Source organism: Actinacidiphila yeochonensis CN732, from assembly GCF_000745345.1.
In the GTDB taxonomy this organism is placed as follows: Bacteria; Actinomycetota; Actinomycetes; order Streptomycetales; family Streptomycetaceae; genus Actinacidiphila; species Actinacidiphila yeochonensis.
The window spans coordinates 4513306-4539361 of record NZ_JQNR01000005.1 but is presented as its reverse complement, the minus strand read 5'-3'; the positions used below and the strand labels follow the sequence as shown (position 1 = coordinate 4539361).

Annotated in this window: 23 protein-coding genes; 10 read left to right on the top strand and 13 right to left on the bottom strand. The window is 74.3% G+C overall.

The annotated features are described in order from the left end of the window. Positions 1-216: 216 nt before the first annotated feature. From BS72_RS30425 to BS72_RS30415, 3 genes are all read right to left on the bottom strand, one after another. Entirely contained in the window at positions 217-510 is a 294-nt protein-coding gene (locus BS72_RS30425; RefSeq protein ID WP_051951848.1) for a hypothetical protein, read from the bottom strand. A gap of 168 nt (positions 511-678) precedes the next feature. Further along, on the bottom strand, positions 679-1248 hold the full coding sequence (locus tag BS72_RS30420) for an isochorismatase family cysteine hydrolase (protein WP_037915075.1): 570 nt from the start codon (positions 1246-1248) through the stop codon (positions 679-681). A 57-nt stretch (positions 1249-1305) separates the two neighbouring features. Next, positions 1306-1761, bottom strand: a complete 456-nt coding sequence (locus tag BS72_RS30415) for a MarR family winged helix-turn-helix transcriptional regulator (protein WP_037915073.1) — start codon at positions 1759-1761, stop codon at positions 1306-1308. A gap of 935 nt (positions 1762-2696) precedes the next feature. On the opposite strand from BS72_RS30415, the gene BS72_RS39680 reads away from it, so the two are divergent. Next, positions 2697-3053: a transglycosylase SLT domain-containing protein gene (locus tag BS72_RS39680; protein ID WP_322942550.1), complete on the top strand. Its 357-nt coding sequence runs from the start codon at positions 2697-2699 to the stop codon at positions 3051-3053. A gap of 125 nt (positions 3054-3178) precedes the next feature. Here BS72_RS39680 and BS72_RS30405 read toward each other — a convergent pair whose 3' ends face one another. After that, on the bottom strand, positions 3179-3679 hold the full coding sequence (locus BS72_RS30405) for a DUF1990 family protein (RefSeq protein ID WP_037915070.1): 501 nt from the start codon (positions 3677-3679) through the stop codon (positions 3179-3181). A gap of 266 nt (positions 3680-3945) precedes the next feature. Between BS72_RS30405 and BS72_RS30400 the strand changes: the two genes are divergently transcribed. Both BS72_RS30400 and BS72_RS30395 read left to right on the top strand, forming a co-directional pair. Beyond that, positions 3946-7383, top strand: a complete 3438-nt coding sequence (locus BS72_RS30400; protein ID WP_037915067.1) for a GH92 family glycosyl hydrolase — start codon at positions 3946-3948, stop codon at positions 7381-7383. Positions 7384-7718: 335 nt separating this feature from the next. Further along, a complete protein-coding gene (locus BS72_RS30395) occupies positions 7719-8042 on the top strand; it encodes a hypothetical protein (RefSeq protein WP_037915064.1) in 324 nt (107 codons plus the stop codon). A gap of 225 nt (positions 8043-8267) precedes the next feature. On the opposite strand, the gene BS72_RS30390 is transcribed toward BS72_RS30395, so the two are convergent. Then, the gene (locus tag BS72_RS30390) at positions 8268-8921 is read right to left on the bottom strand and encodes an FMN-dependent NADH-azoreductase (protein WP_037915062.1); all 654 of its coding nucleotides are present in this window, start codon (positions 8919-8921) and stop codon (positions 8268-8270) included. A 493-nt stretch (positions 8922-9414) separates the two neighbouring features. On the opposite strand from BS72_RS30390, the gene BS72_RS30385 reads away from it, so the two are divergent. Further along, a complete protein-coding gene (locus BS72_RS30385; protein WP_051951847.1) occupies positions 9415-10440 on the top strand; it encodes a dihydroxyacetone kinase subunit DhaK in 1026 nt (341 codons plus the stop codon). A gap of 101 nt (positions 10441-10541) precedes the next feature. Continuing rightward, positions 10542-11612 (top strand): DAK2 domain-containing protein, encoded by a 1071-nt coding sequence (locus tag BS72_RS40105; RefSeq protein ID WP_078901948.1) that lies wholly within the window; start codon positions 10542-10544, stop codon positions 11610-11612. 658 nt (positions 11613-12270) lie between these two features. Here BS72_RS40105 and BS72_RS30370 read toward each other — a convergent pair. Further along, positions 12271-12966 carry an HAD family hydrolase gene (locus BS72_RS30370; protein WP_037915059.1) on the bottom strand — a complete coding sequence of 232 codons (696 nt, stop codon included), beginning with the start codon at positions 12964-12966 and terminating at the stop codon, positions 12271-12273. Between the two features lie 517 nt (positions 12967-13483). On the opposite strand from BS72_RS30370, the gene BS72_RS30365 reads away from it, so the two are divergent. Then, a complete protein-coding gene (locus BS72_RS30365) occupies positions 13484-14470 on the top strand; it encodes a phosphotransferase (RefSeq protein ID WP_037915057.1) in 987 nt (328 codons plus the stop codon). 30 nt (positions 14471-14500) lie between these two features. Here the strand turns inward: BS72_RS30365 and BS72_RS30360 are convergent, their stop codons facing one another. After that, a complete protein-coding gene (locus BS72_RS30360; protein WP_063836170.1) occupies positions 14501-15421 on the bottom strand; it encodes a ScbA/BarX family gamma-butyrolactone biosynthesis protein in 921 nt (306 codons plus the stop codon). A gap of 123 nt (positions 15422-15544) precedes the next feature. Between BS72_RS30360 and BS72_RS30355 the strand changes: the two genes are divergently transcribed. Next, positions 15545-16186, top strand: coding sequence for a ScbR family autoregulator-binding transcription factor (locus BS72_RS30355; protein WP_037915055.1), 642 nt, complete (start codon positions 15545-15547; stop codon positions 16184-16186). Positions 16187-16544: 358 nt separating this feature from the next. Next, positions 16545-17393 (top strand): SDR family NAD(P)-dependent oxidoreductase, encoded by an 849-nt coding sequence (locus BS72_RS30350; RefSeq protein WP_078901758.1) that lies wholly within the window; start codon positions 16545-16547, stop codon positions 17391-17393. A gap of 10 nt (positions 17394-17403) precedes the next feature. Here the strand turns inward: BS72_RS30350 and BS72_RS30345 are convergent, their stop codons facing one another. Then, positions 17404-18231: a class I SAM-dependent methyltransferase gene (locus BS72_RS30345; protein WP_037915054.1), complete on the bottom strand. Its 828-nt coding sequence runs from the start codon at positions 18229-18231 to the stop codon at positions 17404-17406. Positions 18232-18316: 85 nt separating this feature from the next. Between BS72_RS30345 and BS72_RS30340 the strand changes: the two genes are divergently transcribed. Together BS72_RS30340 and BS72_RS30335 are read left to right on the top strand one after the other, a co-directional pair. Beyond that, on the top strand, positions 18317-18916 hold the full coding sequence (locus BS72_RS30340) for a TetR/AcrR family transcriptional regulator (protein ID WP_037915052.1): 600 nt from the start codon (positions 18317-18319) through the stop codon (positions 18914-18916). A 234-nt stretch (positions 18917-19150) separates the two neighbouring features. Beyond that, complete coding sequence (locus BS72_RS30335) at positions 19151-20119, top strand: acetylxylan esterase (RefSeq protein WP_322942547.1); 969 nt, start codon at positions 19151-19153, stop codon at positions 20117-20119. A 114-nt stretch (positions 20120-20233) separates the two neighbouring features. Here the strand turns inward: BS72_RS30335 and BS72_RS30330 are convergent, their stop codons facing one another. The 5 genes from BS72_RS30330 to BS72_RS30315 form a co-directional block, all read right to left on the bottom strand. Continuing rightward, positions 20234-21574 carry a dicarboxylate/amino acid:cation symporter gene (locus tag BS72_RS30330; protein ID WP_037915051.1) on the bottom strand — a complete coding sequence of 447 codons (1341 nt, stop codon included), beginning with the start codon at positions 21572-21574 and terminating at the stop codon, positions 20234-20236. Between the two features lie 104 nt (positions 21575-21678). Continuing rightward, positions 21679-21807, bottom strand: a complete 129-nt coding sequence (locus BS72_RS39355; RefSeq protein ID WP_265736815.1) for a hypothetical protein — start codon at positions 21805-21807, stop codon at positions 21679-21681. A 525-nt stretch (positions 21808-22332) separates the two neighbouring features. Continuing rightward, on the bottom strand, positions 22333-23469 hold the full coding sequence (locus BS72_RS30325; RefSeq protein WP_232792580.1) for an endo-1,4-beta-xylanase: 1137 nt from the start codon (positions 23467-23469) through the stop codon (positions 22333-22335). Positions 23470-23885: 416 nt separating this feature from the next. Then, a complete protein-coding gene (locus BS72_RS30320; RefSeq protein ID WP_037915049.1) occupies positions 23886-24689 on the bottom strand; it encodes a DUF1295 domain-containing protein in 804 nt (267 codons plus the stop codon). 61 nt (positions 24690-24750) lie between these two features. Beyond that, positions 24751-25989 (bottom strand): SAM-dependent methyltransferase, encoded by a 1239-nt coding sequence (locus BS72_RS30315; RefSeq protein ID WP_051951844.1) that lies wholly within the window; start codon positions 25987-25989, stop codon positions 24751-24753. Between the last annotated feature and the right edge of the window lie 67 nt (positions 25990-26056).

Here is a 26056-nt window from a genome sequence, read left to right as displayed (position 1 = left end):
GCGCCGAGGGCGGCGGGGGCGTCGGTCACGGGCTCCTCCTCGTGGCTGGCCGCGGCGGCGACGGCCACGTCCAGGCCGGGGCCGTGCGGCGTCAGCCGCGGAGGCCGTCCCGACCCAGCCTCGGCGCGGCCGGGCCGGGTGTCGACTCCGGCGTGCCACTCGGGCTACCCGTCGTCCGGCCCGGCCGCACACCCGTCCCGGGCGCGCCCCGGCGGCTCAGCCGGAGGGACGGGGGGTGCGGGAGGCTCCCGGCCCCCGGACGGAGGGCGGCTCCGGGACGGACGGCGGCTGCCGGACGGAGGAGCGCTCGCGCAGGCCGCGCAGGCGCGCGGTCAGCACGCGGATCAGCGGGGTGCGCTCGCGGTGCTCGCACTCGTAGCGCAGGACGGTCTCGACCTCGTCACCGTCCAGCTCGAGAATCCGGCCCTCGATCGCCTGAGCGGGCAGGTGCCGGTAGTCCGGTATGGGAAGTTCCTCGGTCGTGGGGCCGGGGGTCACGTCGTCGAACACCGTCTCATCACCTCATGGGAAGCCAACGGCTCGGCTGCCCGCCCGGGCGGCGGCCAAACGCGCGGGCCGGCGCGGACTACGCGGAGGCGGAACGGCCGGGGAAGCGGAAACGGCCGGGGAGACGGCAGCCGCGGGCCGGGCGGCCGCCTCGGCGCCGGGACGGGGCGCTCAGGAACGGGCGGCGAGGAGGTCCAGCACGTCCCGCGCGGTCCCCGTCTCGGCGATGCGCGGGAAGATCCGGGCCACGCTGTGCTCGTGCCGGTCAGCGCCGGAGTCGGTCATCGCGTCGGTGGGCAGGGTGACGTTGAAGCCCAGCTCGTGGGCGTCGCGGGCGGTGGACTCCACGCCGCTGCTGGTGGCGATGCCGGTGACGACCACCTGCGTGGCGCCCAGTCCGCGCAGCCGTTCCGCCAGTCCGGTACCGGTGAAGGCGCTGCGCGCGTGCTTGGTGACGAGGATGTCGTCCGCCCGCGCGTCCAGCTCGGGGATGAGGTCGGTCCAGCCCTCGGGGAGGTCGCGGACCCGGGGGGCGCCGTCGCGCTGGTCGGTCCGGCCGGCCGGGCCGCCGGCGACGTTGACGAGGACGACGGGCAGCCCGCACGCGCGGAACGCGGCGAGCAGCGCGGTGGTGCGCTCGATGACGCCGTCAACGGGGTGCGCCAGAGGCCGGCCGACGATCCCCTTCTGGAGGTCCACGACGATCAGCGCGGTCGTCGGGTCGAGGGTGGTGACGGGCATGGTGCTTCCTTCACTGGAGACGGTGTCCGGTCGGGCGGTTCCCGAAAGGGGGCGGGGTCAGGGCGACTGGGCCAGGCGGCGCAGCAGGTGGACGGCGCCGGAGAGCTGCTCGATCTCCTCGGGGGTGAGAGTGTCCTCGACCGCGCGCGTCAGCCAGTCCTGCTTGGCACGCCGCCCGGTGCGGAACTGCTCGCGCGCGGCGTCGGACAGGCTGAGCCGGGTGCGGCGGCCGTCGGCGGGGTCGGGCTCCCCCACCACCAGGCCGGCGTCCTCCAGCGCCCGGACGATCTTGGCCATGGACTGCGGACGCACCCCCTGTACAACCGCCAGCTCGGCCGCCGTCGCCGGCCCCTCGCGCTCCAGCCGGAGCAGGACCGAGGTCTGGGACTTGGTCAGGTCGTCCCTGTCCGTCTGCTCGCGCAGTCTTCTCACCAGCTGGCCCAGGGCCGCCCGCAGCTCCACCGCGAGACCCGAAGCGGCCCCCTCGGAGGGTTCCACCTGCCGTTCGCTCATAGCCCCAACGTAGCAGATAGACAGCCAGCTGCACATCTAGCTGTCTATTTTCTCCACCACCCACCCCCTCCCCCCGGCCGGACCGCACGGAACGCAGAAAATCATCCCTGTATGTCCGCTTCGATCCAGCTATGCGGCATTTATCCGCTATGCACACTAAGACATTGTTAAGAATGAAACGCGCCGCCACCATCCGCCCCCGTTCCCTTACGCCGAGTTTCTCGATCAAGACCCCCGGGGTGATGCACGGCATAGGACGCACATCACCTACGAAGCCGTTTAGTGCATTCCCGATCCGCCGCTCTCCCCGAATCCCGGGCCCGCGTGGAAACAAAGGCAAAGCGCCTACTACGCGCCTTAGTGCAAGGGGTAATTGTGCGGCCTTTTATCGGCTGCTAACAATGTGGTCTCCGCAGAACGCCGCTACTCGAAATGCGGGTCGGAATGACGAGGGGGGCCGGCCAAAGGGCCGGTCACTGCGGACAAGCAATCGTGGAAGAGGTCCGCACCATGCCCAAGCACGTCCAGAACAGCCCGGCGAAGAAGCGCCGGATCTCCGCCCGTGGCGCCATCGTCGCCGGCACCTTCGCCGCTCTGACCTGCGTCGCCGTGGCCGGCACCGCCCAGGCTGCCGCCCCGGCCGCGGCCGGCACCGCGCCGAGCGCCGCGAGCGCCGTTCAGGCCCCGACCGCCACGTACACGGTCAAGACCGGCGACACCCTGGCCGCGATCGCCCGCGCCCACAAGACCCGGGCGGCTGGCAGGTCATCGCGCGGGCCAACAGGATCAGCAGCCCGTACATCATCCACCCCGGCCAGGTCCTCGCCCTTCCCGCCAAGAGCAGCACCGGCGCGCAGCCCGCCGCGGCCGCGTCCACGACCGCGCAGGCGGTCCCGGCGACGGCGAGCACCACGACGGCCACCACGGCGACCGCCGTGTCGGCCACCACGACGACCGCCGCCCAGACCTACCCGGACAACCTGGACGGCTGGATCAACCACTCGCTGGCCATCATGAAGCAGGACGGCATTCCGGGCAGCTACGACGGCATCCACCGCAACATCATGCGGGAGTCCTCCGGCAACCCCGACGCCATCAACCTGTGGGACTCCAACGCGGCCGCCGGCACCCCGTCCATCGGCCTGCTCCAGGTCATTCAGCCGACCTTCGACGCCTACCACGTGGCGGGTACCTCGACCGACATCTACGACCCGGTCGCGAACATCACCGCCGCGTGCAACTACGCGTTCCACGTGTACGGCTCGATCGACAACGTCAACGGCCCCTACTAGAAACACCCGCGGGCCGTCCGCTAGAAACACCCGCGGGCCGTCCGCCGTCCCTTTCCGCCCCGTCGCTCCTCCCCGCAGGGAGGGCGGCGGGGCGGGGGCCGTTGCGGCCGCGGCGCCCGAGGCCGTCAGGGGGTGCGGATCGCCGCCGCCAGGGACCTCGCGTACAGCAGCGCGATCCCTCGCCGGACGCGGCGGCCGACCGGACCGGCGGCGCGGGCGTACCAGGCGGCGGGACGGCTGACGGCGAGGACGGTGAAGGTGACCGGGCCCGCCGGGTCGCGCCTCAGGACGAACGACTCCTCGCCGCACTCGGGGTGCCCGGGCAGGGTTCCGTAGCCGAATCCGGCACGGCCTCCCTCGCGAACGGCCCAGACCACCCGGCAGGGCGCCGCCAGCGGGCCCAGCCTCAGCACCACCCGGACTCCGGGGACCGCCCGCGGCTGCTCCGCGGACATCCGAAGCAGCGGTACGCCCTGGTGCATCCGCCAGGCGAAGAGCGCGTCGGCGGCCGGTTCGAACGCGCCCGGAGCGAGCACCGTCCGGACCCGCAGCGCACGGAACCCGTCGGGGACCCGCAGGGCCTCGTCGGACGTGACGCCTGCGAACGGGTAGGTGAGGTCGGCCACGCGGGCACGGTAGCGCGAGCAGCCGCCCCCGGGAGGACACCGCCGCCGGACGCCGAACGCACGGCCGAACCCGCGCCCGCGCACCCGCCCACTGGCACCACACGTCCCCAAAACCTCGTCAGATCCCTTGACCGCGCTGCCCGCTGGGGGTCTACTCGACGGCTGACGGTGTGGCAACGTTGTCAGATCCCTGACAACGTTGTCCGCACGGGTGCGTGCCGCGCCGTCCCACCCTCAGGCACAACGACGAGCCTTGGAGGCAACCGATGACCGTTCGGAGGCGTGAAAGCGCGCCCCGGGCCGGCAGACTCCGCCGGCGCCTGGCGGTACTCTCCGCCGCGGGTGTCACGGCGCTGTCGCTCCAGTCCTTCGCGGCGGCCGGCGCCGCGGCGGGGCCGCAGCCGGTGAAGGACCCGGCCGCACTGGTCAACCCCCTGATCGGCACCTCCGGTGCCGTGAACACCTTCCCCGGCCCCGACGTGCCGTTCGGCATGATGCAGTGGGGACCCGACACCACCCCCAGCCGCACGCAGGGCGGAGGGTACGAGTACAAGAGCACGAAGATCTCCGGCTTCAGCCTCACCCACGTGTCCGGCCCCGGCTGCGACGTGGCCGGCGACGTGCCCATCCTCCCGGTGTCCGGGGCACTGAGCGGGAACCTGTCGAACACCGCGGAGACGTTCAGCCACTCCGACGAGACGACGGGGATCGGTTCCTACACCGTCAAGGGCGCCGACGGCGTCACCACGGAGCTGACCGACACCGCGCGCGCGGGCCTGGGCAAGTTCACCTTCCCGGCCGGGCAGCAGTCCAACCTGCTGCTGAAGCTCAGCGGCGGCGCGTCGACGGTCGACGGCACCCGCGTGAAGGTGGTCGGCGACCGCGAGGTGGTCGGCGCCGTCGACAGCGGCCACTTCTGCGGCGCGAACAACCGCTACACCCTGCACTTCGACATCAAGTTCAACCGCCCCTTCACCGCCAGCGGCACGTGGGTGGGCAGCACGATCAACCCCGGTGTGAAGTCGCTCAGCAAGGGCAAGGCCCAGCAGACCCTGGCCACGCCCGACACCGCGGCGCACCAGGAGCAGCACTTCACGGTGCCGGCCAGGACCGCGCCGACCGTCCACCCGAGCGGCACCTCCGCCGGGTCGGGAGCGGCGGCGGGCTCCTCGGGCTCCGCCTCCGCCTCGGCCGCCCCGAAGGCCGACGGCGCCACGGCCGGCGCCGCCGCGGGCAGCGCCGCCGACAGCGCCCCGGTCACCGGCGCCAACGGGATGTACCTGACCTTCGACACCACGTCGTCCGCCACGGTGAAGGCGGCCGTCGGGATCTCGTACACCTCCGACGACAACGCGGCCGCCAACCTCTCCACGGAGATCAGCGGCTGGAACCTCAACGCGCTGAGCACCGCCGCCCGCAAGGAGTGGAACGACCTCCTGGGCCGGGTGCGGATCGGCGGCGGCAGCCACGACCAGCAGGTCGAGTTCTACACCGCGCTCTACCACGCGCTGCTGCACCCGAACGTCTTCTCGGACGACAACGGCCAGTACATGGGCATGGACGACCAGGTCCACCAGCTGGCCAAGGGGCAGCAGGCGCAGTACGCCAACTACTCCGGGTGGGACACCTACCGGTCGCAGACGCAGCTGATGTCGATGGTCGCGCCGCAGCAGACCGGTGACATCGTCACCTCGATGCTCAACGGGTACGACCAGACCGGCCTGCTGCCCAAGTGGGCGTCGAACAACGGCGAGAGCTACGTGATGGTCGGCGACCCGGCCACCTCGATCATCGCCGACGCCTACGCGTTCGGGGTGCGCGACTTCGACACCGCGCACGCGCTGGAGGCGATGGTCCACGAGGCCACCGTGCCGAACAACGACCGCCCGGGCGAGGCCACCCGGGACGCCGACGGCTACCTGCCCCTGGACGGCACCTACGGCTGCTGCAACTTCTACGGCCCGGTGTCCACGCAGCTGGAGTACGACAGCGCCGACTACGCGCTGGCGTCGTTCGCGAAGTCGCTGGGCAAGACCGCGGACTACCGCAAGTTCGCCACCCGCGCGCAGGACTGGCTGAACGTCTTCAACCCGCAGAGCGGCTACCTCCAGGCCCGCGACGCCGACGGGCAGTGGGCCGCCGGCTTCACTCCGGGCACCTCCAACGGCTTCGTCGAGGGCACCTCCGCCCAGTACACGCCGATGGTGCCGTTCGACGTGCAGCAGCTGGCCACCGCGCGCGGCGGGTCGGCGGCGTGGTCGTCGTACCTGGACAGCCTGCTGGACAACATCACCGACCCGTCGGGGACCGACGCCGACCTGAGCAACGAGCCCAGCCTGGAGATCCCCTGGGAGTACGACTACGTCGGGCAGCCGTGGAAGACGCAGGAGGCCGTCCGGCAGGCGCAGACCCAGCTGTACTTCAACGCGCCGGTCGGGTCGTTCGGCAACGACGACCTGGGCGCGATGAGCTCGTGGTACGTGTGGTCGTCGCTGGGCATGTACCCGGAGACGCCCGGCACGGACACGCTGGTGCTGGGCAGCCCCGCCTTCCCCGTCGCGCAGATCACCCTGGGCAACGGCAAGACCGTCTCGGTCAACGCCCCGCAGGCGGCCCCCGACGCCCCGTACGTGCAGGCGCTGGACGTCAACGGCAAGGCGTACAACGACTCGTGGCTGAGCTACGCGCAGTTCGAGAAGGCCGGCACGCTGGACTACTCGCTCAACACCGTGCCCAACACGTCCTGGGCGTCGTCGGCGAAGGCGGCTCCGCCGTCGGACACCATCGGCACCTCGCGGGTGCTGGCGGCGGCGGCCGGGGCGAACGGTGACGGGCTGGTGCTCCAGCCGGGCGCGTCGGACAAGGCGTCGCTGCGGGTGACCAACCTCGGCACCAAGGCGGTCACCGCGGACTGGAAGGCGACGCCGGCCTCCGGCGTGAGCCTGGGCGCCTCCGCCGGCTCGCTGACCGTCCCGGCCGGCGGCAGCGCGACGGCCGACGTGCCGGTGACGGCGGGCTCCGACGAGGGCACGTACTCGGTGGACTTCGCGATCACCGACCACACCGACGGCTCCGCCCTGACCTCGGCCTCGATGCGGGTCGCCGTGGCCAAGCCGGGCGAACTGTGGCCGTACGAGTCCAACGAGGGCGTCTACGCCGACGGGGCCAAGTTCTCCGGCGGCTTCGACGACGGCGGCTGGGCCTACTCGCAGAACGCGCTGGCCTCGGCCGGCGTGACCAGCGGCGGCACGGTGACCACGGACGGCCTCACCTACGCCTGGCCGGCCACCGGCTCCGGCAAGCCCGACAACCTGGAGCTCTCCGGGCAGACCATCCCGCAGCCGGCCGGCACCTCCGGCAACTACCTGGGCCTGCTGGGCTCGGCGGCCAACGCGCCGACCGACGGCAGCGGCGTCCCGGGCCAGCTGACCGTCGCGTACACCGACGGCACCACCGCCAAGGCGACGGTGACGTTCTCGGACTGGACGCTCAACGGCAACTCCACCAAGCCGGTGGCCGGCGACACCACCGCCGCCACCACCAGCTACCGGAACACCGGTAGCGGCGGGAAGGACACGGTGAAGGCGTACGTCTTCTCCGTGAAGGTCCCGCTCGACGCGTCGAAGACGGTGGCGTCGGTGACGCTGCCGGTGACCAGCGCGTCCGGCACGGCCCACGTCTTCGCCATGACCGTGGGCGGCTGACCGGGCAGAGCTCCACGAGAGCGGCGAGGGGGCCGCGGTCCGGCAGGGACCGGACCCGACTCCCTCCCCCGGCCCGGGCCGCCGCCCGCACCCGTCGAGGTGCGGGCGGCGGCCCTTTCCCGCGCGGCCTCGGGCCGTCGTGCGCACGGGGGGACCTTCGCGTGCGACGGGGGATGCGGCAGAGCGCGGACGTATGGCGGCCGCGCGGACGGGCACGCGTAGGAGCGGAGGGCGCGGCGCCGGACGCCCCGGGCGAGCGCCCGGATCACGTCGGCCGGGGCCCGCGCGTCCTCGGCCACGACGGCACACGGGCTCGGGGACGGGAGGCGCTCAGCATGCCCAGGGGTTCCGACGCCAAGCGGGAACGCCAGTACGAGCACATCAAGGAGAGTGTCGCGTCGCGCGGCGGGTCGCGGGAGCGGGCTGAGGAGATCGCCGCGCGCACCGTGAACAAGGAGCGGGCGCGCAGCGGCGAGTCCCGCAGCGCGAGTCGCACGTCCACGCAGGACCTGTCCTCCGGGCGCCGCGGCGGTCTGCGCTCCCACACCGGCACAGGCGGCCCGACCCGCGACCAGCTCTACGACGAGGCCCGCCGGCGCGGGGTCGAGGGACGCTCGCACATGAGCAAGGACGAGCTGGCCCGCGCGCTGGGCCGCTGACCCGCCGCGCCCCGGGTGGCGCGGGTCAGCGGCCGGAGCGGTCCGCGCCGCGGGCGCGCAGGCCGGCGGACGCGGGTCGGCCGACGCGGACAGCCTGACGCGGGCCGTGCCGACACGGACAGGCCGACGCGGGCCGTGCCGACACGGCCGCCCGGATGTCGCCCGCGGACGCACGTCGGCCCGCGCCGGACGGAACCGGCGCGGGCCGAGGTGGCACCGGAGGTGTTACGCGCTGACGCGCGCGCCCAGCGCCTGGCCCTGGGCACGGGCGTCCGCCTCGGCGGCCGCGTGCATCTTCGCGGCCAGCTCGGCGAACTGGTCGAGCGCCGGGTTCACGCCGACGAGGGTGAACTCCTTCTCGACGGTGACGACGTCCAGGCCCCACACGTCGGACAGGATCCGCTGGATCCACGGGGTGGCGTGGTCCCAGCCGGCCCGCGGGGTGCCCTCGCCGTACGCGCCGCCGCGGCTGGTGACCAGCACGGTCGGACGGCCGGCGAGCACCTGCTCGCCGCCGGGGGCGAAGCGCGGGTCGGTGAGCACGGTGTCGACCCACGCCTTGAAGTGCGAGGAGACGTTGAAGTTGTACAGCGGCACGGCGAAGAGGAAGGCGTCGGCGGCGATCAGCTCGTCGGCCAGCTCGGCGGCCACGGCCAGCGCCTGCTGCTGCTCGGCGGTACGCGCCTCGGGAGCGGTGTAACCGGCGAAGGCAGCGGTCGCCCAGGTCGTCGCGGACAGCGGGGCGCGACCGAGGTCACGCCGGATGACGGTGTCGCCGGACCCCGCCGCCGTCCACTCGGCCTCGACTACGTCGGCCAGCCCGCGGCTGTGCGAGCCCTCGATGCTGATGCTGGCGTCGAGCCGGAACAGAGTGGTCATAGGTGCTCCTCAGGGGAAAGAAATTCAAGTCTCAATCAACACCCTAGGAGCGGCTTAGTTGAGAAGTCAAGTTATGTTTGAGCATCATCCCGGCCGCCCGGCCGACGGTCCCGTACACCCCGATGGCGGACAGGCCCGGCCGCCTCGGTGGGTCGGCGGACGGGCCGGGACCGGGGACGGAGACGGAGACAGGAGACGGCGCGGGACAGCGCCGGAAGCGCGGCAGGACGGCGTCGGGAGCGCGGCAGGACGGCATCGGGCCAGCGGCGGACGACGGGCAGGACCGGGTGCGCGGCCGGAGCGGACGGGACCGCCGACGGCGCCGGGCCCGAAGGGCTCCCGCCGCCGCGACAGGGGCGGCGAGGTGTCAGCGGACGCCGGCCGGGGGCAGGCCGGCGGCGGACCGGTTGCGCGGCGGGACCGCGGGTGCGTCCGGGGTGCGGTTGCCGGGGTGGGCGGGAGCACTCAGCATGAGGGTTCAGGAGGTCGTGCCATGGGCCTGTACTTCGCCAATGCTCTGGATGATCTGGTGGGAGACGCGCTGGCCGGCTTCGCCTTCGCCCACGCGGACACCGTCACGTGGGACGAGCGCGACGGCTATCTGCGCGCCCGGCGGACCGCCCCGTCCCGCCGGGTGGGGCTGGTGTCCGGCGGCGGCTCCGGCCACGAACCGCTGCACATCGGCTACGTGGGCACCGGCATGCTGGACGCCGCCTGCCCCGGCCGGGTCTTCGCCTCGCCGCACAACCGGCAGATCCTCGCCGCCTCCCGCGCGGTGGCCGGCCCGGAGGGCGTGCTGCACCTGGTGAAGAACTACACCGGTGACCGGATCAACTTCGGCATCGCGGCCGAGCGCCTCGCCCACGAGGGCATCGAATGCGCCCGGGTACTGATCGACGACGACGTCGCCACCGACATCGAGGACGCGGCCACCGGCCGCCGCGGCACCGGCGCGGCCGTGCTGGTGGAGAAGGTGCTCGGCGCCGCGGCGGACTCCGGGATGGGCCTGGCCGAGCTGGCGGAGTACGGCACCGCGCTGGCCGCCCGCTGCCGCAGCATCGCGGTGGCCTCGGCCGCCCACACCTCCCCCGCGACGGGCCTGCCCGCCTTCGAGCTGCCGCCGGGTGTGCTGGAGTACGGCGTCGGCATCCACGGCGAGCGGGCCCGCCGCACCCTGCCCGAGCGCCCGTTGCGGGCACTGGCCGAGGAGATGGTCGGCGCATTGGCCGACGCGCTGGACGTGGGGCCCCGCTCGCGCCTGGTGGTGCTGGTCAACGGACTGGGCGGCACCACCCGCATGGAGCTGTACGCGGCGCTGCACGAGGTGGTGGCCCTGCTCGACAAGCGCGGCGCCGCCACGGTGCGCACCCTGGTCGGCGACTTCGTCACCGCGCTGGACATGCGCGGCTTCTCGCTCACCCTGATGGACGCGGACGACACCGTCCTCCGGTTCTACGACGCGCCCGCCGCCGCGCCCGGCTGGTGCGCCGCCGAGGCCCCGGCAGCCGGGCCGCGCTGAGCGGTCCGGCGCGGGGCGACCGTGCCGCCGCCCGCGGCGGCGCGCCCCTTCCCGTCCCCGGCCGGCCAGGCCGGGGGCCGTCCCCGAGACCGGCATCCGTGATGCCCACCGGCGCCGCCCCGCCCTGCGGGGTACCGCCCGACGACGGGAGTCGCCATGTCCGAGCGCATGTCACAGCCGCTGCCCGAACCCGTGCCCGAACCCCTGACCGGATCCTCGGCCCAACCGCTGTCCGGAACGGCGGGGGGCCGCGTGACGGGCCCGGTGTCGCTGCCGGCCGCCGGGCCGGCCTCCTCCGCACGCCGTTCCAGGCCGGTGTCGGCGACGCGGAAGGGCTGCGGCTTCGCGGACTTCACCGACGCGTGGGTGCGTGCCTTCGCGGCCAGTGCCGCCTCGACGGAGGCGGAGCTCACCTCGCTGGACCAGCGGGTCGGCGACGGCGACTTCGGCGCGAACCTGCTGGCCGGGGTGCAGGCGGCGCTGCGGCTGCTCACGGAGGCGGGCGCCGGCGGTGCCGCGGCGGTCGGCGTCGCGGCACCGGGGCCCGCTGTCGCCGGTACCGGCGACAGCCAGGGCCTGACCGCGGCGGCGGGGCCTCGCAGTCCCGGTCGTTCCTCACCCGGGGCGGCGGCACCGTCGGGGCGGACAGCCCGAGCCCGGGCGGCGGCCCGCACGTTCCCACGGCCGCGGCCTGGCCGCTCAACGCCGCCGCGTCCGCGTTCCTCGACGAGGTCGGCGGTACCAGCGGGCCGCTGTTCGGGCTGCTCTTCCAGGAGCTGGCGCTGGCGGTGGCCGCGACGGACGGCCGCGGGGACCGCTCCGGCGGCTCGGACCCGACGGCCGCGCTCGCCCTGGGCGTGGGCCGCGGGCTCGCGGCCATACAGCGGGTGGGCGAGGCGTCCGTGGGAGACAAGACGCTGGTGGACGCGCTGGCGCCGGCGGCGGCCGCGCTCCAGGCGGAGCCGGCCGGCAGTGATCCCCGCGAGGCGCTGGGCCGGGCCGCGGACGCCGCCTGGGAGGGCGTGCGCAGCACCGCCCGGCTCACCGCGCGCCGGGGGCGGGCCAGCTACCTGGGCGACCGGGCCGCGGGCGTGCCCGACCCGGGCGCCATGGGCGTGGGCCTGCTCTTCACCGCCGCCGGGGGCCGGTCACGACGCTGGCGCAGCTGCTGAGCTGACCCGTTCGGCGGTCCGGGAACCAGGGCGTCCGCCCCTCCCGAAGTCCGACCCTCGCGGGTCGGGTCCTGGGCGGAGCGGACGCCGGTCCCCCGGCCCGGCAGGGCGGCGGCTCCGGCAGGGGCCGCCGCCGGGCCGGTCCCGCGAGGCCGCCCGGCAGAGGGCGCCTCACGGCGGTCGGCCGGACCGCGCGGCCCCGGGCGGGCGCCCGGGGCCGGTGCCGGTTCGCCGGCCCGCGACGTCGTCGGGCGCGTGAACCAGAACCGGGATGCCCGGCAGACCCTGGACCGGTACGGGGTGCCCGCTCCAGGGCCGGTCGGTGCGGGCATCGGCCGCCGGGGGCGGCGGCCGCCCCCCGGCTCTCCGGTGTCGGCCCCGGAGAGCCGGGGTGGCACACCGTCGACGTCCGGCCGGGGGAACCGGACGCGGCGGCGCGCCCTCGCGGGACCCGGGCGCGGACCGGCCCGGGTCCGTCCTTGGTCGGCCCGTGCGCCGTGCCGCCCCGCAGCCCCGGGTGGCGGCCCGAGCCGGGGTGCGGCTCGGGCCTGGTGTCCTTCGGCGGGCGCACTGGGCAGACGGCGAAGCCGTGCGACAGTCGAAGGAGCCGTGGGGAGGGAGGTGGACCGGCTGCTGGTCCGACGCGTGTGACGGGGTGTCAGTGGGCGAGCTCGATGGCCTCGCCCCGGCAGGCCCACGCGGTGACCGCCGGGTCGTCGAGGCGCTCGACCCACAGGTCGACGCTCTCCGCGAGGTCCTCGCCGGGCCAGGGCCCGACACCGAGCACCCGCAGGCCCGCCTGCACCGCGGCCCGTACCCCGCACGCCGAGTCCTCCACGGCGAGGCAGTCGGCCGGCTCCGCGCCGCACAGCCGCGCGGCGGTGAGGTAGACGTCCGGGGCGGGCTTGGGGCGGACGGCGCCGCCGTCGGGCACCACGATGTGGTCGAAGTAGGCCAGCAGCCCGGCGGTGGACAGGCAGGCCTCCACCACCTCCAGCGGGCAGTTGCTGGCCACCGCCAGCGGTGCGGACGTGGCCGCCTCCGCGACCAGTTCGGGCGCCCCGGGCATGGTGCGCGGGTGGGCCGACACCAGGGCGCGGAAGTGGGCGAGCAGGGCGGAGGTGAGCTCCGTGGTCAGGTCGGGGCGGTCGGACTCGGCGGCCATCATCTCGCCGCACTCGGTGTAGTGCAGGCCCTTGGCGCGCTCGGCGAAGCCGGGCGCGGCGGTGAGGCCGTACTCGCGCAGGGCCCGCTCGCGGGCGTCCTGCCAGTGCCGTTCGGTGTCCATCAGGGTGCCGTCGCAGTCGAAGACGACCGCTGCCGGGGTCCAGGAGAAAAGGGGTGAGTGAGTCACTGGGGGGAGGTCCGTTCGAGAGTGCCGGACGCGCGGGTGGGGACGGGCGCGACCCGGCGGCGAATGGCCCGCGTGCGCGCGGCTCCACGGGGTTGGCCCTCGGGGGCCGAGCGGCGGCGGGCTCCCGGTGGGCGCGGCCGGAGGGCGGCCGCCCGGAAGGCGCCGTTCCCCGGCGTCCACCGAGAACGTAACGATCGTTACGGTATTGACCGCGACGCCGCGTGGTCAAGCAACCGCGCAATGTCACATGGCGTACTGGTGGCGCGCGCCCCCGCGCGCCGAGCACGCCGTCCGCCCCCAAGCCGCCCCCGAAAAGCCGCCGCAACACCCACGAAACTCCCTGGTGGGCCTTGTTTCGTTCGCACTGCCGCTCGGTACGCCGAAGCAGCTCCGCCGCGGCTCGCGAAGCGCTCGAAGAATCAGCCGCGCGCTTCGGCCGAACGGGTGATGCGGCAGCGGGCGGACGCGCGCCTGAATCCGGCGCGGGGAGCGGACGGGACGCCGGTAGGGTCCCCGGATGCGCACATTCGCGGAGTACGGGGAACTGTCGGAGACGGTGCGGAAGGCGCTGGGCACCGGGCGTGTCGTCGCCGGGGTCGAACGCCTGCCCGCCGGGAGCAAGAAGGGCGTCTACCGGGTCCGCCTCGACGGGTCGGGACCGCGCAGTGTGATCGTCTACCGGTGGGCCGACGAGGAGAACTTCTGGCCGGGCGGGAACGTTGACGACCCGTCGGACCCGTTCGCCGCGGCCTCGGGGCTGGCCCCGTACCTGGCAGCCCGGCGCGCCCTGGAGGAGGCCGGGGCGCGGATGCCGGAGCTGCTGTCGGCGGACGGCGCCGGAGTGCGGGGCCCGGTGGAGACCGCCGTCGTCGAGGACATCCGGGGCGGCACCCTGGAGCGGCTGCTCACCGCGGACCCGGAGCGCGCCGCTTCCGTGCTGGCGGACCTGGCCCGCACCCTCGACCTGATGCGGGGTCGGACCGCACCCCGGTTCGGCCGGGTGGACCTGGTGGAGCGGGGCGGCGCGGCGCGCGCCGAGTCGTGCGAGCAGCGGGTGTTCGACCGCGCCCTGGGCGACCTGGCGGAGGCGGCCGGTCGCGACCCCCGGATCGCCGCCGTCCGCGACCGGCTCGACGCCCTGCTGCGGGAGTCGCGCGGCCGGGTGGTGCCCCGCGCCCGGTACGGCCTGGCGCACGGGGAGCTCGGCCCGGACCACGTGCTGGTGGACGACGAGGGGCGGGCCGTCCTCATCGACATCGACAACCTGATGTACTTCGACAGCGAGTGGGAGCACGTCTTCCTGCGTATCCGCTTCGGCCCCCACTACGCCGCCCTCGCTGTGCCCGGTCTCGACCCGCGGCGGACGGAGCTCTACATGCTGGCGATGCGCCTGTCCCTGGTGGCCGGGCCGTTGCGGCTGCTGGACGGCGACTTCCCCGACCGCGCGTTCATGCGCGGCATCGTGGAGCACAACCTGGCCGAGGCTCTGGCGCTGCTCCCGTAGCGGGTGCGCCCCGGGCCCGGCGCCGCGCGGTCAGAACCCGTACCCCAGCACCCCGTAGGCGGTGCGGGCCGTGCCCTGGCGGACCCGGAAGACGCAGGTGTGGTGGTGCGGTACGGCCTCGACCCGGGCGGCCGGCAGGTATTCGGTGAAGTGTTCGGCGACCAGCCTGCCGGAGGTGGGGCGCAGCAGCGTTCCGCCGCTGGCCTCGGCCGCCGCCTGCCGTGCGGCCTCCAGCAGCACCATGCCCGGGACGTGGTCGCTCGGGTGGTCGAAGTAGAACGGGTGGCGGGGGTCGGCCGGGTCGACGACGAGGACCCCGGCCCGCCGGGAGACCACCACGTCGGCCCGGCGGGAGACGGCCAGCAGGTCCGGGTGGGGCCGGCCGCCGGCACCTGGCGGCGGCTGAAGGGCGCCGAACCGGCCTGCGCGCACGGCGGCGTAGCGGTCCGGGGCGAGGAACCGGGCGCCGCCCCCGGCCCGGGCGAAGGCGCGTCCGTGGGCGCGGAACTCCACGTCGAGGCGGAGCCCGGCGAGCGAGCCGTCGGCGTGCCGCCGGACGCCGCCGACGGCCACCGTGCAGGCCACCTCGCTGCCGCCGTGCCCGGCTCGCGGCTCCCGCTCGGCCATCAGGGCGAAGAACACGTCGGCGATGACCATGTGGGCGGCCGGTGACACGCCGAACCAGCGCAACGGCAGGTAGATGCCGAGCTGGCGTAGCGTCTCCACCACCAGCAGCGGGCTGTGCAGGTCGCTGCCGTCGGCGGGGAAGGTGCTGTGCGAACGCGGCCAGCAGGCGGCCGCCTCGAACATCCCGGCCGCCGTACGCCGTACGTCGGTGAGCAGGACCTCCGCCACGGAGGTGCGGTGCACCAGTTCGCGGGGAACCGTGCGGGACCAGCTCAGGCCCTTCCGACGGCCCGGGGCGGGTGGAGCGCCGACCGTATTCGTCATACGACCAGAGAAACCCGCATTCGGCTGATACGCACCCGGATTGTCCCGACTTACGGCCCGACACCCCCGACGGAGGCGCTAGATTGTCTGCCCGTTGGCACAGCGGCGGCAGGCGGAGTGGACGTGCAGGAACGGGCCGAGGCGACGCGCAGGTTTCTGGTGGAGGCCGCGGCGGAGCTCTTCGAGGAACGCGGGTACGCCGGTACCAGCATCAGTGACATCAGCGCCCGCTCGGGCCGCACCAGCGGCGCGATCTACTTCCACTTCGCCAACAAGGAGCGGCTGGCGCTGGCCGTGGTCGAGGCCACCCTGGGCACCTGGCCGGAGATGATCGCCGGCGTCCGGGCCGCGCGCGGCTCCGCGCTGGAGAAGCTCGTGGCCCTGAGCTTCAGCGTGGCGCGGGCGTTCCGCGACGACGTGGTGGTGCGCGCCGGGTCCCGCCTGTGGATGGAGCGCAAGGCGATCGACGCCCCGGTGCCGGGGCCCTTCGGCGCCTGGACGGACACGGTGGCGGAGCTGCTGCGGGAGGCGGCGGCCGAGGGCGAACTGGCCGCGGACGTGGCACCGGAGGCCGCGGCGCTCACCGTGGTCTACGCCTTCTTCGGCCTGCACACGATCTCCGACGCGCTCGACGGGCGGGCGCTGATCGAGAAGCGGCTGCGGGACATGTGGCTGCTGCTCCTGCGGGCGCTGCAGGCCGATCCGGACCCGGCCGGGGTGCTGGGCCGCGCGGCCGCCGCGGCGGGTGAACCCGCCCCGGCCTGATCCCGGCCCGCTCCCCCCTCTGGCCGCCATCCACCGCAGCCATGGGGTCACATTCCGCCTACAGGACCGTAGTTGACCGTCCGTCAACTCCGTCGGCCTGCTCTCCGCCAGCTCTCTCGGCTCGCTCTCGACCCGCCGTCGAAGCGGCCCACCGTGCGGATGAAACGTATCAACGGCTCCGGTGGCCGACCGCGGGACTCGCCCGGCCGGTGCCCGGAGCCGTGCCCGCCGTTCCCCCGGACGGAGCCCGGCACGCGGCGGGCGGCCACGGCGGGACCCAGGATGCGAGCAGGACGGATACCGCGAACGGACGGACACCGGAACGGCGCGGCACGGCCGCGGAAGGCGGGCAGCGGTCATGGCGGGCACGGGCACGGGTACGGACGAGCGGGGCCCTGAGCGGGCGGAGACGGGTACGGGCGCCGGCGGCGGGCTGCACGGCAGGACCGCCGTGGTGACGGGCGCCAGCCGGGGCATCGGGCTGGCCGTCGCCGCCGCGCTGGCGGGTGCGGGGGCGACCGTGCTGGCCGGCTCGCGCACCCGCTCCGACGCGTTGGGCGAGCTGGTCGACCGCAGCGGCGGCCGGGTGGTGTGGGTGCCGGTGGACCTGGCCCGGGCCGAGGGCGCGGCAGAGCTGGTCGAGGCCGCGGGCGGCCGGGTGGACGTCCTGGTCAACAACGTCGGCACCGCGCCGCCGCGCCCGGGCGGCTTCCTGGAGGTCGGGGACGACGCGTGGCGGGCGTCGCTGGAGCTGAACCTGATGGCGGCGGTCCGCGTGACCCGCGCGGCCCTGCCGCTGATGCTCGCGGCCGGGGCCGGCTCGGTGGTCGCCATCGGCTCGGTCAACGCCCGCCTCCCGGACCCGCTGGTGGTCGACTACAGCGCCGGCAAGGCGGCTCTGGTGGCGTTCTGCAAGGCGCTGTCGAAGGAGGTGGGCGGGCGCGGCGTCCGCGTCAACACGGTGAGCCCGGGGCCGGTGGAGACCGATCTGTGGCTGGGCGGCGGCGGGGTCGCGCGGACGGTCTCGGCGGCGACCGGCGGGAGCCCGGACGACGTGGTCGCGCAGGCCGCCGCCGCCACGGTGACCGGGCGCTTCAGCCGGCCCGAGGAGGTGGCCGACCTGGTCCTCTTCCTCGCCGGCGACGCCTCCCTCAACGTCACGGGCAGCGACTTCCTGATCGACGGGGGCTTCGTCCCCACCTGGTGAGCGTCCCTCATCACCCGCCCGCGCCGAAGCGGCGCGCCATGACGGCCACCGTCGTGTACGGCATGGTGAAGGCGCCGCCGATCGCGTCGACGGCGGCCGCCACCGCGTCCAGCACCCGGGCTCTCGGTCCCGCGCCGAGCCGGGTGAGGGAACCCTGGGTGGGCAGCACGTCCAGCCAGGCGTCGCGGGTGTACGTCCACTCCCACGTGAAGCGCCGTTCGACCGGCTCCTCGAACGCCGCGGCCGCACGGATGCCGTCGACCGCCTTGGTGGCGAGTGCCCGATAGGGCTCCGCGGCCCGCTGGTCGGCGGCACCGGCGGCACCGGCGGCGAAGGGCGAGTCGGGCGCCTCCCGCGCGAACGCGTCGGCGAAGGCCGCGGCGACCCCGGGCGGCGGCTGGAAGGCGTTCCAGAACACGGCGAGCACCCCGCCGGGCCGCAGTGCCCGGGCAGCCGCCGCGGCTCCGGCGACCGGGTCCACCCAGTGCCATGCCTGCGCGGCGGTGACCGCGTCGAACGACCGCCCGCCCGGGCGCCATTCCTCGAAGCGGGCGAGGTCCACCTCGACGCCCGTGCGCCGCGCGAGCTCCGCCATCCGGGAGTCCGGCTCGACGCCGAGCACCCGGTAGCCGGCCTGCTGGAACTGGCGGGCCGCGATGCCGGTCCCGCACCCGACGTCGAGCAGGTCCCGGCCGGCCGCGGCGGCCGCCACCGCGGCCACGAGGGCGTCGGGGTAGCGGGGGCGGGCGCGGTCGTAGCGGGCCGCGTCCGCGCCGAAGGACTCCGCGATCCGCCGGTGCCGGTGGGGCGCGTCCTCTCCCGACGGTAGGGTGGGCATACGCCCACTATGAGTGGGCGAGCGCCCACTCGTCAAAGCCCAGCGGTCCGGTGGACGGGCGCGCCGGGAGGGAGGGACGGCACACGTGCCGACCGGAGTCGCCATCCGCGACGTACGGGAGCAGCTGTTCGCGGCGGCCGAACGCCTCCTGCTGCGCGCCGGGCCGGGCGCGCTGACCAGCCGCGCCGTCACGGAGGAGGCGGGCTGCGCCAAGGGCGTCCTGCACCGGCACTTCCCCGACTTCGACGCCTTCCTCGCCGAGCTGGTGCTGGACCGCGTCGCCCGGACCGAGGTCCGGGGCGCCGAACTGCTCGCCGCCGCCGGAACGGGCACGGTGGTCGGCAACGTGGCCGGCGCGCTGACCGAGCTCTTCGACACGGTGGCCGTCGCCGTCGTCGCCCTGGTGGTCTTCCGCGACGAGGTGCGCGCCCGGCTGCGCCGTACCACGCCGAAGGGCGTCCCCGTCCTCACCGAGGCCGCACGGGCCCTCGCCCGCTACCTCACCGCCGAGCGGGAGGCGGGCCGGATCGCGTCCGGCGCCGACACCGGAGCCCTGGCCCCCTCGCTGGTCGGCGCCGCCCACCTGCTGTTCGCCGACCGCACCGCCGGGCCGCCGGACGAGGCCGCCGTCACCCGCGTGGTGGCCGGTGTCCTCGGCCCGGCGCTGCCCGGCACCGGGAACTGAACCGACGGCCGCGCGCGGCCGCGACGGGCCTGGCGGGCGGCGCGCCGCGCGCCTGCGGAAGACCGGAACGCCGCCCGGACCGTGCGCCGCGCACATGAGTGGCACCATCACCGGGGGCGGCAGCACGGCCCGCCGGGAAACGCCGGGACGCGCTGCCGACCGCCCGCCGCACCCCGCCGCGCCCACCACGACACGGCGAGAAGCACGACACAGCGAGAAGCGAGAGGACCACGCGTGTTCGTCGACATGCCCCTGACCGATCTGCGCGCCTACCGGCCGACGCCCAGCGAGCCCGCCGACTTCGACGACTTCTGGCGGCAGACGCTCGCCGAGTCCCGCGCGCTCGCCGGGCCCGCCCGGTTCGAGCCGTGCGAGAGCGGGCTGCGCACGGTGGACGTCTTCGACGTGTCCTTCTCCGGGTACGGCGGCCACGAGGTGCGCGGCTGGCTGCTGCTGCCCAGGAACGTCGAGGGGCCGCTGCCCTGCGTGGTGCAGTTCGTCGGGTACAACGGCGGGCGCGGCCTGCCGCACCAGAACCTGACCTGGTCGGCCGCCGGGTACGCCAACCTCGTGATGGACACCCGCGGCCAGGGCAGCGGCGGCTGGACCCACGCGGTGACGCCCGACCCGGCCCCCGCCGGCGCGCCGCACACGGCCGGCTACCTCACCCGTGGCATCGAGTCGCCGCGGACGTACTACTACCGCCGGGTGTTCACCGACGCGGTGCTGGCCGTGGACACCGCCCTGGCGCACCCCCGGGTCGACCGCGAACGGGTCGTGGTCCAGGGCGCCAGCCAGGGCGGCGGCATCGCGATCGCGGCGTCGGCGCTGCATCAGGAGGTCGCCGCGGCGCTCGTGGACGTGCCGTTCCTGTGCCACTTCCGGCGGGCGGCGGAGATCACCGCCGCGGCGCCGTACTCGGAGCTGCCCACCTTCTGCCGCACCCAACGCCACCGGGAGCAGGAGGCGTTCGGCACGCTCGAGTACTTCGACGGGATGAACCTGGCGGCTCGGGCGACCGCCCCGGCGCTGTTCTCGGTGGCGCTGATGGATTCGGTCTGCCCGCCGTCGACCGTCTTCGCGGCCTACAACCGGTGGCGGGGCGAGAAGGACATCACGGTGTGGACGTTCAACGGCCATGAGGGCGGCGGCGGTTTCCAGACCGAGGAGCAGTTCCGCTTCCTGGCCGGCCTGTTCGGCTGACCGCCGCCCGGCGCCGTCCCCGGCGGGGCGCCCGGACGGCACTCCGCCCCGCCGGGCTGAACCCGGCGGGGCGGAGGTGGAGCAGCGGCGGCCGTACGGGAGGCCGCCGGGGGATCAGGCGGCCACCGGGGTGGATTCCCGCTGCGGCTCGCTGTAGACGCTCTCCACCTCGTCGGCCGGGGAGGCCGTCGCGTTGTCGTACTTCGCGCGGTCCAGGATGTTCTCGCGGGCGGAGACGAGGACCGGGACGAGGGTCTGGCCGGCCACGTTGGTGGCGGTGCGCATCATGTCCAGGATCGGGTCGATCGCCAGCAGCAGGCCCACGCCCTCCATCGGCAGGCCCAGGGTGGAGAGGGTCAGCGTCAGCATGACCGTCGCGCCCGTCAGGCCGGCGGTCGCAGCCGAGCCGATCACCGAGACGAAGGCGATGAGCAGGTAGTCCTTGACGCCCAGGCTGACGTCGAAGATCTGCGCCACGAAGATCGCGGAGATGGCCGGGTAGATGGCCGCGCAGCCGTCCATCTTGGTGGTCGCGCCGAACGGCACGGCGAAGGAGACGTACTCCTTCGGGACACCCAGGCGGATCGCCGACTGCTGGGTGACCGGCATGGTGCCGACCGAGGAGCGGGAGACGAACGCCAGCTGGATGGCGGGCCAGGCGCCCTTGAAGAACTGCAGCGGGTTGAGCTTGGCGACGGTGGCCAGCAGGAGCGGGTAGACGCCGAACAGGACCAGGGCGCAGCCGATGTAGATGTCGGCGGTGAAGGTCGCGTAGTTGTCGAGCAGGTCCCAGCCGTACTGCACGATGGCGCGGCCGATGAGGCCGGCGGAGCCGATCGGGGCGAGCAGGATCACCCACCACAGGGCCTTCTGCAGCAGCTCCAGGACGGACTCGGAGAGGGTGAGGATCGGCTGGGCCTTGGAGCCGATCTTCAGGATCGCGATGCCGGCGGCGACCGCCATGAAGACGATCTGCAGGACGTTCAGCTCGGTGAACGGGGTGACGACGTCCGTCGGGATGATGCCGGTCAGGAAGTCGAGCCAGCTGCCGGTGTGCTGCGGCTTGGCGCCGTCGGCCGGGGTGAGGTGGGAGCCGGAGCCCGGGTTGGAGATCAGGCCGATCGCGAGGCCGATGACGACCGCGATCAGCGAGGTGATCATGAACCAGAGCAGGGTACGGCCGGCCAGCCGGGCCGCGTTGTTGACCTTGCGCAGGTTGGTGATGGACACCATGATCGCGAAGAAGACCATGGGCGCCACGGCCAGCTTCAGCAGCTGGACGAAGATGCTGCCGACCTTGTCGAGGGTGGTGGCGAGCCAGGCGACGTCGTAGGTGCGGGCGACGAAGCCGAGGACCAGGCCGACGGCGAGGCCGATCAGGACCTGGGCCCAGAACGGCACGGGTATGCGGAAGCCGGGCTTCGCGGGCTGCGGTTGGGCGGTGTTCGCGGACACGGACACACTCCAGTAGGGGCGCGCGGGTGGAAGTGGACGAGGACGTACGGGAGACGCGGCCGTGCGGAGAGAACAGCGGCGCGCTGCGTCGAGGTGGGGCGCGGTCAGGCGCGACAGGCCGCGGAAACGCGGCGACACAGATCGACGTGCAGGCGCGCCACGAGCAGAACGCCCAGAACGGCGCGGCCGTCGCGCGAAGGGACCTCGACGATGCGCGAGGTTGCTCTGTTCATGGCGGAAAGCTAACACTTCCGCTTAGAGAAGATCAAAGCCATTCTTTGGGCGACCTGTTGCGAATCCGATCAGGCGCCACGGCGATCAGCGGTTCGACCGGTCGGCTGACGACGCCATTCCGGTTCGACCACGAGCCTCGAATCTGCTAACACCCCTACCGCGTACGGTAGTTGGAGCAATGGTGCACCCAGCGCGGAGCAGTGCGGCCGACGTCGTCGATGCCGCGGGACTCCTTCGGGTCGACGCGGAACTCGTCGCCCCCCGGAGCGGCCGTCCCCACGAACCCGGCGTCGTACGAGGGCAGTCGGCGCCCGCCCAGGACCCCGGCGCGGCCGCGCCGGCGAGCGGGGCGGCCGCGCCGGCGTCGAAGTGGACACGCCACCAGCGGACTTGGGCTCCGCCTCGGGCTCCGCTCCCCGCCGGCCGACCGCTGCGGGCCCGGCCCCGCCTCGGCCGCCGGCAGGCGCCGGCCCCGCACGCGAGGTGGCGCGTACGGGGCCGGGGAGCGGCTGCGTTCCGCGAGGTCAGCGGCGGCCGGCGGCCAGCTTCAGGTCCTGCTGGAGGACCGTGTAGGCGGTCTTCGGCTGGTAGTTCTCGTCGTAGATGTTCGACTGGCCCTCACCGGAGAAGGTGCTCGGTACCCACGAGTACTTGTCGGTGAAGCCCCACACAGTGAAGTCGGTGCAGTGGCTGGTGAGCAGGCAGCCCTCCAGCAGCGTCTGGTACGCCTCGTTCTGCGCCTCGACCTTGGTGCTGTCGGCGGGCAGCGGGATGCGTACGTCGGCCTCGGTGATCGCGGTCTCCACGCCGAGCCTGTCGAAGCGGCCCATGTTGTCCGCGATGTCGTGCGGGGCCGGGTACTGGACGTCCAAGTGGCCCTGGATGCCGACGCCCTGGATCGGCACGCCCTGCTTGCGCAGCGAGCCGACCAGGTCGTAGAGGGCGGTGCTCTTCGCGTTGACACCCTCGATGTTGTAGTCGTTGATGTAGAGCTTGGCCTTCGGGTCGGCCTCGTGGGCCCAGACGAAGGCGTCCTTGATGTAGTCCGGGCCGAGCTTCTCCAGCCAGATGTCGTCGCGCAGCGTGCCGTCGTCGTTGAACGCCTCGTTGACGACGTCCCACTGCCAGATCTTGCCCTTGAAGTGCGAGACCTCGCTGGTGATGTGCTGGCGCAGGATCGTCCGCAGCTGGTCGGAGGTGAAGTTCCCGCTGGTCAGCCAGGACGGCAGCTGGTTGTACCAGACGAGGTTGTGGCCGCGCACCAGCTGACCGTGGGCCTGGGCGTACGCCACCAGCTGGTCGGCCTGCTGGTAGTCGTACGTGCCCTGCCGCGGCTCGACGGTGTCCCACTTCATGACGTTCTCGGGCGTCACGGAGGTGAACTGGGAGCCCACGACGCCGCTGTAGTCGGACTCGGCGGCCAGGGCGTCGGAGTTGACGGCGGTGCCGACGCGGACCCCGGCCTTCAGGCCCAGCGCGCCCAGGCTGTCCGCGGCGGCGGTGCTCACACGGGGCTGCCCGTGGGAACCGGCTCCGGGGAGAGCCGCCCCCGCGTGCTTCGCCCCGGGGGTGCCGGCCGTCGCCGACGGGATGGCGAACGCGGAGACGATCAGAGCGGCGGCCGCCGCGCCCAGCGTGGCGGCGCGAGTCATCTTGATCACTAAGGTGTCCCTTTCAGCTCCCAGGCGCGACCGAATGTTTCGAACCACGCCCCGCAAGTTGCCGTGAACCTAGGGCCTGGCAACCGGCCGGTCAACCCTTCGCGCACAGATCCGCTCCGGCGCCTGAACGGGCTCCCGAAACGCCTCGCCCCCGCCCTGCCCCCGCAGTTCCGCCGTCGACGCGGCGACCGGCCCCGGCCAGGTCGGACGAAGGCGCCGCGACGTGCGCACCCCGGTCCGGACCGCGCTCCACCGCGCCCGCGCGAGCGGCCGCGACGAACCGCCGAACTGCCGAACCGCCGAACCGCCGAACCGCCGAACCGCCGAACCGCCGAATGATGCTGGGATGTTGCCGAAACCCCGGGTGCGGCAGAGCCCTTCGCGCAGGTGTTTCGGCGGAGGCGCGGCGCGCGCGTTCAGGCGCGGCGCGGCGGCCGGGGGAAGAAGCCGCTGACCCGCGCGCGGTAGGCGGCGTACCCGGGACGGTCGGCCATGTGGGCCTCCAACAGCCGCTTGCCGCTGCCGAAGACGAGCAGATACCCCATCAGCAGCGGCGAGAGCGCCCCGACCGCGGCCGACTGCCAGGAGGCGCAGGCCACCGCGTACAGGCCCCACCAGACGAGGAAGTCGCCGAAGTAGTTCGGGTGCCGCGTCCAGGACCACAGGCCGCGGTCCATCAGCCTGCCCCGGTTGTCCGGGTCGGCCCTGAACGCGGCGAGCTGGTGGTCGCCCACGGCTTCGAAGGCCAGTCCGGCCGCCCACAGGGCGCCGCCGACCGCGTCCGCCGCGCCGAGCGGTCCGGGCGCGTAGGCGGCGGCCTGCACCGGCAGCGAGACCAGCCAGACCAGGGCGCCCTGGGTGAGGTAGATCTTCCGCAACGCGTACAGGTGGGGGTTGCCCCGGGCCCGCGCGAGCATCCTCGCGTACCGGGGGTCCTCGCCGTGGCCGCGGCCGCGGCGGGCGATGTGGACCGCGAGCCGCAGCCCCCACACGGCGGTGGCCAGGGTCACCAGCAGGCGCCGCCCGGCGTCGCCGTGGCCGGCCGACGCGGCGAGGGTGGCGCCGGCGACGGCACCGAAGGCGAGCCCCCAGGCGGTGTCGACGACCCGGTGGACACCCTTGGCCGTGCCGACGGCGAACGTCGCCCCCATCACGGCCAGCGAGGCCGCTGCCGCCCAGCCGAGGTTGCGGGCGAGGTCGGCCCAGGGGTAGCCGTTCACGGCGCGCCGCCCCCCGCGCCCAGACCGAACTGACCTCCTGGAGAAGGCGTATGACGGGGTGTCACCGAAGGACCGTCCGGGGTGCGCGCGGTTCGACGGGCAGCAGCAGCGTCTGGTGGACGTCCAGGTAGCCGGCTCGGAACCCGGCCTCGCAGTAGGCCAGGTAGAACTCCCACATGCGGCGGAAGACGGCGTCGAAGCCGAGCGCGGCGACCTCCGGGGCCGCGGCGGTGAACCGTTCCCGCCACAGCCGCAGCGTCTCGGCGTAGTGCGGGCCGTAGGCGGTGTCGTCGGCGATCCGCAGACCGTGGGCGCGGGCCGTCCGCTCGATCGCCTCCACGGAGGGGATGACACCGCCGGGGAAGACGTACTTCCCGATCCAGCTGCGGGCGTCCTTGGTGGCGAGCAGCCGGGCGTGCGGCATCGTGATGGCCTGGAGGGCGACGCGTCCGCCGGGCTCGGTGAGCCGGGCCAGCGCGGCGAAGTAGTCCGGCCAGAACTCCACGCCGACGGCCTCGATCATCTCCACGCTCACCACCGCGTCGTACCGGCCGTCCACCTCCCGGTAGTCCCGCTGCTCCACGGCGACCCGGTCGGTCAGGCCGGCGGCCGCCACCCGGGCCTCGGCCAGCGCGCGCTGCTCGGCGGAGAGGGTGACGGTCCGCACCCGGGCACCGCGGGCGGCGGCACGCACCGCCAGTTCGCCCCATCCGGTGCCGATCTCCAGCAGCCGGGTCCCCCCGCCCACCCCGGCGAGGTCGAGCAACCTGTCGATCTTGCGGCGCTGTGCCGCGGCCAGCCCGTCACGGCTGCCGGGCAGTTCCTCGAAGAGAGCGGCGGAATAGGTCATCGTGGGGTCGAGGAAGGCGGCGAAGAGGTCGTTGGACAGGTCGTAGTGGCGGCGGATGTTGGAGCGGGCGCCGCCGGGGGTGTTCCGTTCGGCGCTCGGGCGGCGGTGCTCCCACAGGCCGCGCAGCCGCTGGACGGCGCCGGGCACCAGCTCGGCGACCTGCTCGGCCATGGCGGTCAGGACGGCGGTGAGGTCGTCCGCGCCCCACTCCCCCGCCATGTACGACTCGCCGAACCCGATGAGGCCGTCGGCGCCGATCCGCCGGTGGAAGGCGGCCGGGTCGCGCAGCACCAGCACCGGCCCGCGCCCGCCGGTGACCGAGCCGTCCGGGTACTGGACGCGCAGCGGCAGCCGGGCCAGCGCGCGGCCCACCAGCGCCCGGGCCACGGCCGTACGGGCACGGGAGCCGCGCGGCAGGCGGGCCACGTCGGGCCAGGCGGCGGCGTCCACAGCGGCCCGGCCGTACGGGCGGTCCTGCCCGGCGGACGACGGGCAGGGTGCGGGCGCGGGTGCGGCT

Bases quoted from the DNA above. Each gene is read 5' to 3' on its own strand.
- BS72_RS30420 (WP_037915075.1), bottom strand. From the start codon at position 1,248: ATGCCCGTCACCACCCTCGACCCGACGACCGCGCTGATCGTCGTGGAC.
- BS72_RS30415 (WP_037915073.1), bottom strand. From the start codon at position 1,761: ATGAGCGAACGGCAGGTGGAACCCTCCGAGGGGGCCGCTTCGGGTCTC.
- BS72_RS30400 (WP_037915067.1), top strand. From the start codon at position 3,946: ATGACCGTTCGGAGGCGTGAAAGCGCGCCCCGGGCCGGCAGACTCCGC.
- BS72_RS30395 (WP_037915064.1), top strand. From the start codon at position 7,719: ATGCCCAGGGGTTCCGACGCCAAGCGGGAACGCCAGTACGAGCACATC.
- BS72_RS30390 (WP_037915062.1), bottom strand. From the start codon at position 8,921: ATGACCACTCTGTTCCGGCTCGACGCCAGCATCAGCATCGAGGGCTCG.
- BS72_RS30385 (WP_051951847.1), top strand. From the start codon at position 9,415: ATGGGCCTGTACTTCGCCAATGCTCTGGATGATCTGGTGGGAGACGCG.
- BS72_RS40105 (WP_078901948.1), top strand. From the start codon at position 10,542: ATGCCCACCGGCGCCGCCCCGCCCTGCGGGGTACCGCCCGACGACGGG.
- BS72_RS30365 (WP_037915057.1), top strand. From the start codon at position 13,484: ATGCGCACATTCGCGGAGTACGGGGAACTGTCGGAGACGGTGCGGAAG.
- BS72_RS30360 (WP_063836170.1), bottom strand. From the start codon at position 15,421: ATGACGAATACGGTCGGCGCTCCACCCGCCCCGGGCCGTCGGAAGGGC.
- BS72_RS30350 (WP_078901758.1), top strand. From the start codon at position 16,545: ATGGCGGGCACGGGCACGGGTACGGACGAGCGGGGCCCTGAGCGGGCG.
- BS72_RS30345 (WP_037915054.1), bottom strand. From the start codon at position 18,231: ATGCCCACCCTACCGTCGGGAGAGGACGCGCCCCACCGGCACCGGCGG.
- BS72_RS39355 (WP_265736815.1), bottom strand. From the start codon at position 21,807: ATGAACAGAGCAACCTCGCGCATCGTCGAGGTCCCTTCGCGCGACGGC.